The sequence below is a fragment of the Aeromonas sp. ANP5 genome, assembly GCF_963870295.1.
GTDB classification, from domain to species: domain Bacteria; phylum Pseudomonadota; class Gammaproteobacteria; order Enterobacterales; family Aeromonadaceae; genus Aeromonas; species Aeromonas veronii.
The window spans coordinates 1-12,363 of sequence record NZ_CAWMRY010000005.1 but is presented as its reverse complement, the minus strand read 5'-3'; the positions used below and the strand labels follow the sequence as shown (position 1 = coordinate 12,363).

Sequence of the window (12,363 nt, the reverse complement as noted above, 5' to 3'; positions counted from 1 at the left end):
CTGTATCAGTGCGCACGGCTCCCTGTTGCTGGCGGGGCCAGTCGTCACAGGGTCAGGCAAGGCAGCAGAAAACGGACAAGCCGAGGCTTGCCGCTGTCGAAAGAGAAGGACTTTCTAGTGGCGCAGCACCGACAGCATCAGGTGTCGGCGTGGCCAGGAGGGAGGGTGAGTACCGCGCGAGCGCAGGAAGGGATCCCGCAACCAGTTATCAAGCAGTGACGCTGCGACGTTGTTGCCAAGTAGCAGGGGGAAGATCAGCAGGGCGACCAGTACACCCAGCATAGCCATCGCGCCGAAGGAGAGAGCATTGACGCCGGTCTGCATCTGGCACTCATCGCCCATGGCTGACCCCTCGTCTCCCTGATGGCAGGAGAGAGGCATGACATCGCCCGGGTGATCCATTGCGGGCATTGCATGAGAGATATCGTCATCCGCCATCGCCATGGATGAATCGAACATCACCATCGACTGGGCCCTGTTTGGGGTCGGCTCGGAGGAGAGGGGAGAACCATGCCAGCTGATGCAGAGAGTCAGATTGCAGACGAGCAGCAGCGCCAGCAATAGCCGGGCCAGAGCAACAGAGGGCAATCTTGCAGCAAGCTGGGTGAGTGACAATCCGGGCATCCTTCGGGAGCAGATGGCGGGACTGTAAACCTTGCCACGAGGTGAAGGTCAATGGCGCCGGTGATGTAATAGAGGTGCTGTGTTGGGGGGAGGATATTTAAGCAATGCTTAACCATTGTGTATGCCCAACCCTAATGAAGCATGCCCCTCATCCCGTTAGGATGCCCCCTGTCAGTTACCACGATGGCGTGATGGTTCACTCTTTTGCTTCGGCATAAATGACTGCGGCAGGAGTGCTTGCCGACCTTATCCATCCCGTGACGCCATGAGCGAGCAGTATAAAGCCGCAGGTCTCCCGGATGCTGACAATCAAAGAGTCAAACCGTGTTTTTGAGCAGCACACCTTGCCGGGTGCTCACCATGTTCACTATTCAGGAGTATTGAAATGCAGCCACGACTGCTGTCGCTGATGCTTGCCGCTTTGCTGAGTCCATCAGCCATGGCTGGCGGCCTTGCCCTCTACGAGACCAGCACTGCCAACAGTGCGCTGGCCAACGCAGGGTCTGCCGCCCGTGCCCAAGGGGCAGATACTATCGCAAGCAACCCGGCCGGTATGACCAAACTGGAAGGTACCCAGTTGCAGGTCAATGGCGGTGTGGTATACGGCGATCTTGAGCTGGATCTGGACAACGGCGGTAACAACGGTGGAAATGCCCTGCAGACCGCGCCGCTCGGCAGCCTCTATCTGACTCATGCCATCGACGATCAATGGGTCGCAGGTATCGGCGTCTTTGGCAGTCACGGTCTGGGTATCGATTATGGCGATGGCTGGGATGGTCGTGGTTATACCCAGTCGGCCAAGCTGACCGGCATCGCCTTTGCTCCGAGTCTGGCGTACCGCATTGACTCAAATTGGTCAGTGGGAGCCAGCCTGATCGCCATGAATGGTTCGCTGGAAGCCTCTGTGGATCTGACGTCCGGGATGGGGGAAGGGCGGGAATTCTCCAACAGCGACTGGGCGTATGGCGCCTCCTTCGGGGTACTTTACGAGCTGGATCAGTACTCCCGTATCGGTTTGAGCTACTTCTCCGAACTGAAGTGGGAGCTGGAAGATCAGCTCTTCCCACGTGCTGATGTGGCAGGTCTAGGGGTCGAGATCATGATTCCGCAGACCATTACGCTAAGTGGCTATCACCAGCTCAACGACCAGTGGGCCTTGCTGGCCAGTGCCAACTGGCAGCAGTGGTCCCGTTTTGGCGATATCGGTGTGGCATCTGCCATGGGCAGCCAAACCATTGATATGAATTACAAGGATACATGGCATGCCAGCCTGGGGACACAGGTTGATGTCACCCCTGCACTGCGTTTGAGCAGCGGAATAGGCTATGACAGTAGTGCAGTGAGTGATGAGTACCGTACTGTGATGCTTCCAGTGGGTTCTGGTTGGCGCTGGGGTCTGGGGGCCAGTTATCAGTTGAGCCCAGCCACCAAGGTGGAAGCCAGCTATACCCTGGCCTGGCTGGGTGATATGCCAGTGGATCAAAACGGGATCGGTCGCCCGCACTTGTCCGGCAGCTACAACAACAGCTACCTGAACTTCTTCAACATCGGTGTGCAACACCAGTTCTGAGTTGTGAGCCTTGCAAGCCTTCACTGGTTGGGGGCTTCTTCATCCTGCCCTTCGCGCCGATCCGGCGCGTTATTAGCTGGGTGGCTCGTGAGGTCCACTTGTTTGCTCATCCGTTACTCAAGGAACAACATCAAATGTCATCACAATCAACCTCTGCGTTAGCGCGGTGGCTTTGGCGCCTGACGTTTATATTGGTCACGGTTGCTCTGGTTGTCTTCTTCTCGAAAGGTGCCCACATCTATCCAATTGAGGCGACCAAGTTCAACCATGCTTTGCCAGCCATCATGGTACTGCTTGATTCCGAGATCTTTATGGGGGTGATTACTGTGATCACTCTCTATGTGGTCCTCTATCTGGTCTATCTGCTGTGGCAACTGCATGAGATCGCTGTGCATCGTGCCAAGGTGTCTGAGTCGGTGCATATCACCCTGGTGTTTGCGCTCTCCTTGTGCGGACTGTTTATCGACAAGACCTGGTGGGTGCTTGCCGTTATCATCGCCTTTGCCCGTTGGGATGTGCTGAGCGAGCGGATGAGCCTTATTATCGGCCATGGTATTCGACGTGGCCGTCATGAGGGGGAGGCATCATGAAAGAGATCCTGCTGCCCTATATCCTGATCGTCTGGTTGCTGGTCAAGCTGAACATATTGCCTTGGAACCTAAAAACGGGTTTTTGGAGTACCGCAATTGGCGCGTTATTGGCGCTTGGTTTGTTGACTACCTCTCGCCATTTGGCTCCGGTGGATTTTACCGATTCGGCGACGGTCAAGGCACCTCATGCGGTGTTGGGACCATTACTAGGCATCAACCAGTTTCATCAGATAGATCAGATTTATGTTGCGCATAATCAGCGTGTTGCGCGTGGTCAGCCCATTTATAGTCTTGCGGACTGGGAGAGTAACGGTAAGTCTCAGGCGTTGAGCTATCAGATTGACGCCCAGCATGCCCAGGTGGCGTCAGAGGTAAGCCAGCAGCGAGCGATCCAGTCACGACTGAACCTCAATCACAAGGAATTGGCTCGGCTGACCCAGTTGGGTAACTTCGCCAGTATTCAGAGCCGTGACCAGCTGCAGACCCAAATTGATGGCGATCTGGCGCAACTGAGTGCCAGTGAAGCGAAGGTTCAGGCGATTGAAGCTCAGGTGTTGAATCTAGAGACAGAGCTGGCCTTGCAGGAGCGACGGAATGAAGAGAAGGTGATCAGGGCTCCGTTTGATGGTCAGGTCTCGATAGTCAATATTGCCAGCGGTTCCCGTACCGGCAACATGCATCTATACGACACTTCTCGCAAGTTTCTGGAGTTTCGCATTCCGGATCAGAGTTTTCGCAACATAGCACCAGGCCAGTTTGCCGAGTTTTATGTAGATGCCTATCCCGGGCGCATCTTTCGGGCACGGGTGCACTCAGTACTTACTGGTACGGGGGAGGCCCAGATGAGTGTTGCGCAGGGGGATCAGGATGTACGACAGCATGTGGGCAACAACATGTCGAGCCATGGCCGGACAGTGGTACTCGACATGCTGGTGCCGGACGGTGTGGACCTGCCAATTGGGGCAACCGGCTCAGCCTGGATTTCGGCACATAAACCCCATCCGCTGCTTGGCTTTATCGACATCATCGGTGCGGCTACCGTCCGTCTCAAGGCGATGAAGGCCTATCTGTTTGCGATGTAACGGACTGACATAAAAAAGCCCCTCCGTGAGGGAGGGGCTTGGTGAGCTTTACCGGAATAGTCAGGCCCTTTTTTCCGATCCTCTCATGATGAGGCGGAAGAAGAGCGGGATAAAGAAGATGGCGATAAAGGTGGCCGCCAGCATGCCGCCGATGACCGGCCAGCCGAGGGCGTGACGGCTTGCGGCACCGGCCCCGCTGGAGGTGACCAGCGGCACACAGCCGAGGATAAAGGCGAGCGAGGTCATCACGATCGGACGGAAACGCAGGCGTGCCGCCTCCAGTGCCGACTCGATGAGGCTCATCCCCTCTTCGTGCTTCATCACCGCGAACTCCACGATCAGGATGGCGTTCTTGGCGGCAAGGCCGACCAGGGTCACCAGCCCGATCTGGAAGTAGACGTTGTTGGTCAGCCCCACCAGCCAGGTGGCGAGCAGGGCACCGAACAGGGCGAACGGTACGGCGGTGATCACCGCAAACGGCAGGCTCCAGCGTTCATACTGGGCGGCCAGAATGAGGAAGATCATCACGATACCGAAACCAAAGGCCATGCCAGCGCTGCCTGCGGCCGCTTTCTCCTGATAGGCGGAGCCGGTCCACTCCAGCTTGGCGTCGTTGCCAAGAGCCTCATTGGCGACCTCTTCCAGCGCGGCGATGGCCTGACCCGAGCTGTAGCCGGGGGCAGGCTGGGCCATGATCTTGGCGGCCTGGAAGATGTTGAAGCGTTCGACCAGTTCGGGGCCGGTGGCATCACGCACCGTCACCAGACTGCTGAGCGGGATCATCTCCCCCTTGTCGGAGCGGACATAGACGTTGCGGATGTCGCTCTTCTTGGCGCGATAGTCTGCCTCGGACTGCAACTGCACCCGGTAGGTACGGCCGAACTGGTTGAAGTCGTTGACATAGACCTGGCCGAAGGTGGCCTGCATGGTGTCGAACACCGCGTTGATCGGCAGCCCAAGCGCCTTGGCCTTTTCGCGATCCAGGTCCAGATAGACCTGTGGCACGTTGGCGCGGTAGGTGCTGGTGACGCTGGCAAACTCCGGGCGCGCCTTGGCTGCTTCAAGGAAGCGCTGTACTTCGCCGGAGAAGGCCTGGGCGTTGCCGGTGCCACGGTTTTGCAGATAGGCCTCAAGGCCACCTGTGGTGGACATCCCCTGAATGGGAGGCGGGTTGAAGGAGGCGACAAAGCCATCCGCCAGCCCCATCAGGCTCAAGCCCTGGAAGGTCTTGGCCAGCGAGAAGGAGTCCTGTCCTGTCTCCTGACGCTCGCTCCAGTCCTTCAGGGTAATGAAGGTCATGCCGCTGTTGCTGATGATGGCATTGGAGAGAATGTCAAAGCCCGAGAAGGTGATCACATCCTTCACATGGGGGTTGGCCATGGCGATCTTGTCGAACTGATCCGCCACCGCCTGGGTCCGGCTCATCGCGGCGGCATCCGGCAGCATGACGGCGGAGATGAGGTAGCCCTGATCTTCGTTCGGTACCAGTTCGCCCGGCACTTTCAGGAAGAGGCCGTAGATGGAGAGGATCAGCACGGCGATGATGGCAAAGGCGACCCCCACCCGACGGTTCAGGAAGGCCACACCCCGTACATAGCCGCGGGTCAGCTGGTCAAATTTTTCGTTGAACCAGACGAAGAAGCGGGCAGGTTTGTGGTGTCCCTCTTTCAGCAACACGGCACAGAGGGCCGGGGAGAGAGTCAGTGCCACCAGACCGGAGATGGCGACCGAGACCGCGACCGTGATGGCAAACTGTTTGTACATCACCCCGGTCATGCCACCCATAAAGGCGACCGGCAGGAACACGGCGCAGAGCACCAGTACGATGGCGACCACCGGACCGGAGACCTCCTGCATGGCGAGGATGGCAGCCTCTTTGGCGGAGCACTTCTTCTCGCTCATGATCCGCTCGACGTTCTCGAGCACCACGATGGCGTCATCTACCACGATACCGATGGCGAGCACCATGCCGAACAGGGTCAGCAGGTTGATGGAGAAACCGAGCACCAGCATGCCGGCGAAGGTCCCGATGAGCGACACCGGCACCGCGATACAGGGGATCAGGGTGGCGCGGAAGTTCTGCAGGAACAGGTAGACCACCACGAATACCAGTACGATTGCCTCGAACAGGGTGTGCACCACCTCTTCGATGGAGATCTTCACGAACTCGGTGGTGTCGTAGGGGATCTGGTACTCGATATCCTGCGGGAAGCGCTCCTTGAGTCGCTCCATGGTGGCGTGTACCGCATCGGCAACCGCTACGGCGTTGGCGCCCGGTTGCAGATAGGTGGCGATACCGATGGCCGGTTTGCCGTTGGCGCGGGCGACCAGATCATAATCCTTGCCCCCCAGCTCGACCCGGGCGACATCGCGGACTCGGATCTTGGAACCATCGGGCATGGAGCGGACGATGATGTTCTGGAACTCCTTCACATCTTCAAGGCGCCCTTTGGTCTGCACCGTGTAGGTGAAGTCGATGGGGGCCGTGGTGGGTTGGGCACCAATCTTGCCTGCCGCGAACTGGGTGTTCTGCTCGCGAATGGCGCCAATCACGTCGCTCGGGGTGAGCTCGAGCTGGGCCAGTCGATCCGGCCTGAGCCAGATACGCATCGCATAGTCGGTACCGCCAAACAAGGTGGTATCACCGATGCCGGGAATCCGCTTGAGCTCGTCGATGATGTTGAGCAGGGCGTAATTCGACAGATAGGTGGTATCAAACGAGCCGTTTGGTGACTGGAGGGTGACCACCTGCAGGATGGAGGTCGATTTCTTCTTGACCGTCACCCCCTGCTTTTTCACCTCTTCCGGCAGCTGGGCCATGGCGGCCGAGACCCGGTTGTTGACGTTGATGGTGGCCTGATCCGGATCGGTGCCGATCTCGAAGTAGACGTTGAGGTTCATCTGGCCGTTGGAGGCCGACCCCGACTGCATGTAGATCATCCGCTCGACGCCGTTGATCTGCTGCTCCAGCGGCGCAGCCACGGTCTGGGAGATCACCTCCGGGGTTGCGCCCGGATAAAACGCCGTGACCGAGACCACCGGCGGGGTGATCTGGGGATATTGCTCGATGGGGAGCGCCCGCATCGCCGCCAAACCGCCCAGCACGATAATGATCGAAATCACGCTGGCGAAGATGGGGCGTTCTATGAAGAACTTGGAAAACATACGGGCTCCTTACTTGGCCGCAGACTGGCTGACCACCTTGCCGGTGATCGCCTTCATCTCGTCGGCAGAGACAGGTTTTACCACGGCGCCGGGGCGAGCCTTCATCAAGCCTTCGACGATATAGCGCTCACCTGCCTGCAGGCCGCTCTCGATCAGCACGCCGGAGTCGACCGCTGCGCCCAGGGTCACCGGACGGGGCACTACCTTGTTGTCGGCATCGACCACCATCACCATGCGGTCAGCCTGGGACTGGACGATGGCGCGCGGCGGCACCACGATGGCATTTTTGCGGGTGCCCAGATCGATGGTCATGCGGACAAACTGGCCCGGCAGCAGTACGCCGTCCTTGTTGTCGAAGATGGCGCGGGCACGGATGGTGCCGGTCTGGGGATCGACCCGGTTGTCGGAGAAGTTGAGCTTGCCCGCCTCCGGATAGAGGGATCCATCGGCCAGACGAATATGGGTGCGCCAGGTGGTGGCATCCTTCGCCTCAATCACCCCTTTTTTTACCGAGTTTTCGAAGTTGAGGCGATCCTGCTCCGAGTAGGAGAAGTTGACGTAGAGCGGATCAAACTGGGTGATGGTGGTGAGCAGGCCGTTGTCGCCGCTGGTGGAGATAAGGCTCCCCTCGGACTGGGAGCTCTTGCTCGCCATGCCGTTGATGGGGGCGGTCACCTGGGTGTAGCTGAGGTTGAGCTCCGCCTCTTTCACCTTGGCCTGAGCGGCCTGATGACTGGCGATGGCCGCTTCATAGTTGGCGATGGTGTCGTCATAGTCCTTGCGACTCACCACCTGACGCTTGAAGAGGGGAATGATGCGATCCCGATCGGCACGGGCCTTGTTGAGACGGGCCTGCTCCTGAGCCAAAGTCCCTTTGGCCTGCTCCAGCGCCACTTTGTAGGGCTCCGGGTCAATCAGAAATAGCTCCTGACCGGCGGTAACCGGCTGGCCTTCCACATAAGTGCGCTTGAGCAGGATGCCACTGACCCGGGAGCGCACATCGATCTCGCGAAAACCGGCGGTCTCTCCCACCATCTCGGTGGTGAGCGGTACATCAGTCAGCTTGACCTCGGCGACCACCACAGGGACGGCAGGCATGGTCTGTGCCGTCTGGGTCGTCTCGCCGCCACAGGCACTCAGACCGCTGATCAGCGCCAGGGTCAGCAAGCTGCGTTTGTAAACCTCTCTTCCGGCATTGGACACCTTCATCATCACACTCCTGTTGGATCGATTTCGGCTGCTGCGTTCAGCATGTTTCTCCATACACATCATTAACTTCATGATTAAAAAAACAACTTCTTTATGATTGGAATGGGAGATGATAGGGCGGCAATCTTGAACACAACCTTCTCAAAGTGGCAATTAGGGTTGCCGATTGACGAAAAAAGTCTGACTTTTCCGATATGGGCGGGGGGCTTCGGGGATATTCATCCCGGGCCAGGGCTCTTCGCAACCGTATCACGCCAGCCACTCCTTGCTGCAAAAAATAAGGTGCCATAAGGCACCTTGTCTGGATGGGTTTTTTACGCCCTTTTATCGCAGGCAACCGCGAGCCGCTTCACAGTTTACGAATTCGTCGCGGCTCATCGGTTAATCTTGTGCCGCATCAGGCGAAGCAGGCCCAGATGGGGGCGTGGTCGGAGGGTTTCTCGATGCCGCGCAGCTCGTAGTCGATGCCGGTCTCGGTCACCTTGTCCTTGAGGGCGTCGGAGGCCATGATGAGATCGATGCGCAGGCCGCGGTTCTCGTCAAAGCCCTTGGAGCGGTAGTCAAACCAGGAGAAACGCTCGCACTCGGTGGGGTTGGCGGCGCGGAAGGTGTCGGTGAGGCCGAACCCTTTCAGTCGCTCCATCCACTCGCGCTCGATGGGCAGGAAGGAGCATTTACCATCCCGCAGCCAGCGCTTGCGGTTTGCCTCGCCGATGCCGATGTCGAGATCGGTGGGGGAGATATTCATATCCCCGATCAGCACCAGCTGGTCGTCCGGGGTGTGGTTGGTCTCGAGGTAGTGCTGCAGATCCTCGTAGAACTTCTGTTTGGCCGGGAACTTGGTCTCGTGATCCTGACTTTCACCCTGCGGGAAGTAGCCATTCATTACTTTGATGAGGGAACCGTCTTCGCGCTCGAAGGTGGCCATGATCATCCGGCGCTGGGCCTCTTCATCGTCGGTGGGGAAGCCTTTCTCCACCTTGACCGGCTTCTGCTTGCTCATGATGGCGACCCCGTAGTGGGCCTTCTGGCCGTGAAACTCCACGTGATAGCCCATGGCCTCCACATCGGCCAGCGGGAATGCTTCATCGTGCACCTTGATCTCCTGCAGGCCGATCACATCGGGCTGGTGCTTGTCGATGATGGCTTGCAGCTGGTGCAAACGGGCGCGCAGGCCGTTGATATTGAAAGAGATGATCTTCATGTCCGGGATGCTCATGTCATTTTTATAAGTGGCTATTGGACTAGGAATCGGCGGTGGATGCAAGTTTGGCCGCGGGCCTGCGTCAGTGGCAGGCACCGCGGGGTGGGCAGAGGTGTCAGCGGGTCATCTTTTTGACGAAAACCACCACAAACAGCGCCAGCGTAAAGCTGCCGGTGAAGGCTTCGAAGGCGGCGAAGATCCTGGAGAGCCCGACCGGAGTGAAGTCGCCGTACCCCAACGTGGTGAAGGTGACCACGCTGTAGTAGAGGCATTCGAGCAGGAAGATGGCATTTTGCTCGAGAGGGGCACCGGGCTGGTAGATGAGGTGCTCGCCCTGAAAATGCAGTCCGCAGAAGAAGTAAAAAATGCTGCAGATAAAGATGAGCAGCAACGAGAAGAGCACCACCCGCATCGGGGCCTCGCCATAGCCGCAGAAGAGATCGACCACCCAGGAGGTGAAGCGCTGGGTCGACCAGAACGGCAGTTGCAGGCGGCGCATGGTGAGCTCCTGCTGGATATAGTTGCCGGACATGGTGAAGATCCCCTGTGCCTCGGAGGCTTTGCGCAGATCCCGATAGGTCTCTTCCGCCTCCTTGAACCAGATGCGCGCCTGTTTGGGATCCCGTTCGCGGCGCCCCTTGCGATCCTGCATCACCCGTTTGCCGGTCTGCATGTTGTCGAGCCGGGTGTTGTGCCAGCGGATGCCGAGCAGGTTGACGTCATCGAGGGTGGCGCACTGGAGGTTGGCATCACTGAGATCGGCCTTCATCAGGCTGCCGCCCTTCATGCGCAGGCCGTAGAGGTGACCACCGCGCAGGTTGGCACGATAGAGGTTGCACTGCTCCAGCAAAAATCCCTGATCGGACTCCTTGTTGACCAGATTGAGGCCCGCCAGATTGGCCCGTGACAGCTGCAGGCCGTGGCAGAGTCCGCCAGCGCGAACGAACTGTTCAAGCGCCTCGGCGGTGTGGGCTTCCTGATGGGTATGGTGGGGATCATGCCAGTGGCAGAGATCGTGCTCGCCAGCCTCTTCACTGCAGTGGCGGCCATCGGCCACCAGATAACGACACATCGCCATCTTCGTTTCCCTCGCATTGCCGAACTGGTTTCAGCATAGGCGGGGAAAAGGGGGCGTGGCGGGGTCTTAGCTGAACTGGTTGAACTCCTGACGCAGCTTGCGAAAACGCTCCTGCTGGGCCGGGTTGAGGGGGATGCCGTCGAGCACGTCCAGGGTGTCTTTGCACTCGGCACCAAATTCCGGACTCTTGCGGTTTTTCTGCATCAGTTGCAGCAGCACCTGGATCTTGTTGAGAGCCGCACCGGTATTGGCGGGAGCGCGGCGCAGGGCCTCGCGAAAATGGCCGAGGGCCTGCTCCAGCTCGCCGCTCTGATAGGCCTTGATCCCCAGATCGTTGAGCTGCTGGTAGCGCTGACGCCGCTCCAGCACCGTCTTGTCATCCCGGGTTGCCTGAATGCAGGTGGTGAGCAGCCGATCTTCGTCCTCCGCCAGCAGTCCTTGCAGGCTTTCGGCATATTCGAACTCGCCGAGCTGATAGAGGGCTAGGATGGTTTCGCCAAGGAGGGCGGGGGGCATGGTGGCAGGCTCATCGAGCCAGTTCTGGTTGGCGCGATAGAGCATCTTCTTGCCCTTGAGCAGCTCCCCCAGCGCAATCTGAACCCGGGCCTGACAGATCTGCTCGAATACCGGGTAGTTGAACTCCGACATCATCAACGAATCGCGGATGCGCGACAGGGCAGAATTGACCTGCTTTTGCAGGTTGGCGATGTGGTAGCTGTCGTTGCTGTTGAGGGCGTAGAGGGTCAGGGTCTGGATATAGGCCCCCAGATAATGGGGGGTTCGGTGGATGGAGTTGCGCGACAGGTCGATCAGCGACATCAGCACATCCTTGGCCTGGGCGTAGTCGTGGCGCTGCAGGCACACCTCCGCCAGCCGACGGGAGAGTTGCACCGACTGGGGGGAGATATCCACCGCCCGTCTGAGCTCCTGCTGCGCCTGCTCGTCATTGCCAAGGGCCAGCAGGGATTCCGCCAGCCAGAGGTGAGCCTCCACCATCAGCGGGGTATTTTTGAGGGTCGCCTGCAGATGGCTGACCGCCTCTTCGTGGAGCCCCAGGGTGTTGCACGCCTTGCCCAGTGTCAGGCGAGCCCAGCTGTTCTCTTGCCCGGCCAGCAGCTGGCGCATTAAAGAGCGCGCCTCCTGTGCCTGACCCAGCTTGAGGTGGGTATCGGCCTGCAGGCAGCGGCAGTAGTTGGCAAAACGGGGCACCGCATCGGCCCGCTCGGCACAGGCGGTAATGAGGGCTGCTAGATTGTCATCGGCCAGCGCGGTAAAGACGCTGGCCAGGGCGTTGCGCCGGGCGAGGGCACGCTTCAAGCGAAACGAGAACTGCTCCTGAGAGAAGGGCTTCATCAGGTATTCGTCGGGCTCGGCTTCCAGCGCGCTCAGTACCATGGCGCGGGAGCTGTCGCCACTCACCATGATCACCACGCTCTGGGGCGGGATCAGGTCTTTGTCGCGCAGGCTTTCGAGCAGCTGGCGGCCATTCTCGCCAACCCCGAGATCGTAATCGATGAGATAGATGTCGAAACTGCCCTTCTGGCAGCGGCGCCGCGCATCCTCGGCGGTATTGGAGTAGGTGATGTTGCTGATACCCAGATTGAGCAGCATCGCCTTCATCATCACCTGAAACGAGCGCTGCTCATTGACCATCAGAATGCGTTGTGGCTTGGCTGGGCTCTTTTTTTCTGGCTCTTGTTCAGGTGTCTGCATCTGTCTGGGTCGAGGCGCTGCGGGCTGATGGGAGAAAGTGTGCCACCAAAGCGCCCGAAGAGGCAATTGGCCAAGTTGTCGATTGCGAACCATCTCCGTTTGTCCGCCTTTTGCCCGCGATGAGTTGT

The 12,363-nt window shown here is 58.9% G+C and carries 10 protein-coding genes; 3 read left to right on the top strand and 7 right to left on the bottom strand.

All coding sequences use genetic code 11. From position 1 onward, the window contains the following. Positions 1–114 precede the first annotated feature (114 nt). Positions 115–615: a hypothetical protein gene (locus AACT07_RS04455; protein WP_083249915.1), complete on the bottom strand. Its 501-nt coding sequence runs from the start codon at positions 613–615 to the stop codon at positions 115–117. A gap of 394 nt (positions 616–1,009) precedes the next feature. Between AACT07_RS04455 and AACT07_RS04450 the strand changes: the two genes are divergently transcribed. From AACT07_RS04450 to AACT07_RS04440, 3 genes are all read left to right on the top strand, one after another. Beyond that, a complete protein-coding gene (locus AACT07_RS04450; RefSeq protein ID WP_069526722.1) occupies positions 1,010–2,194 on the top strand; it encodes an OmpP1/FadL family transporter in 1,185 nt (394 codons plus the stop codon). A 191-nt stretch (positions 2,195–2,385) separates the two neighbouring features. Next, complete coding sequence (locus AACT07_RS04445; protein ID WP_225315416.1) at positions 2,386–2,784, top strand: hypothetical protein; 399 nt, start codon at positions 2,386–2,388, stop codon at positions 2,782–2,784. Next, positions 2,781–3,866 (top strand): HlyD family secretion protein, encoded by a 1,086-nt coding sequence (locus tag AACT07_RS04440; RefSeq protein WP_005361696.1) that lies wholly within the window; start codon positions 2,781–2,783, stop codon positions 3,864–3,866. Before AACT07_RS04445 ends, AACT07_RS04440 begins: the two co-directional genes overlap by 4 nt. Before the next feature lie 60 nt (positions 3,867–3,926). On the opposite strand, the gene AACT07_RS04435 is transcribed toward AACT07_RS04440, so the two are convergent. The 6 genes from AACT07_RS04435 to AACT07_RS04410 all read right to left on the bottom strand — a co-directional run. Further along, entirely contained in the window at positions 3,927–7,031 is a 3,105-nt protein-coding gene (locus AACT07_RS04435) for an efflux RND transporter permease subunit (protein ID WP_069526720.1), read from the bottom strand. A gap of 9 nt (positions 7,032–7,040) precedes the next feature. Next, positions 7,041–8,240, bottom strand: a complete 1,200-nt coding sequence (locus AACT07_RS04430) for an efflux RND transporter periplasmic adaptor subunit (protein WP_031227697.1) — start codon at positions 8,238–8,240, stop codon at positions 7,041–7,043. A gap of 397 nt (positions 8,241–8,637) precedes the next feature. Beyond that, complete coding sequence (xthA, locus tag AACT07_RS04425) at positions 8,638–9,444, bottom strand: exodeoxyribonuclease III (RefSeq protein WP_005337776.1); 807 nt, start codon at positions 9,442–9,444, stop codon at positions 8,638–8,640. A 115-nt stretch (positions 9,445–9,559) separates the two neighbouring features. Continuing rightward, the gene (locus tag AACT07_RS04420) at positions 9,560–10,522 is read right to left on the bottom strand and encodes an ion channel (protein WP_069526719.1); all 963 of its coding nucleotides are present in this window, start codon (positions 10,520–10,522) and stop codon (positions 9,560–9,562) included. Positions 10,523–10,588: 66 nt separating this feature from the next. Continuing rightward, a complete protein-coding gene (locus tag AACT07_RS04415; RefSeq protein ID WP_042056451.1) occupies positions 10,589–12,235 on the bottom strand; it encodes a tetratricopeptide repeat-containing response regulator in 1,647 nt (548 codons plus the stop codon). Continuing rightward, on the bottom strand, positions 12,175–12,363 hold a 189-nt coding region (locus AACT07_RS04410), incomplete at its 5' end, for a hypothetical protein (RefSeq protein WP_216093283.1). The genes AACT07_RS04410 and AACT07_RS04415, both read right to left, overlap by 61 nt.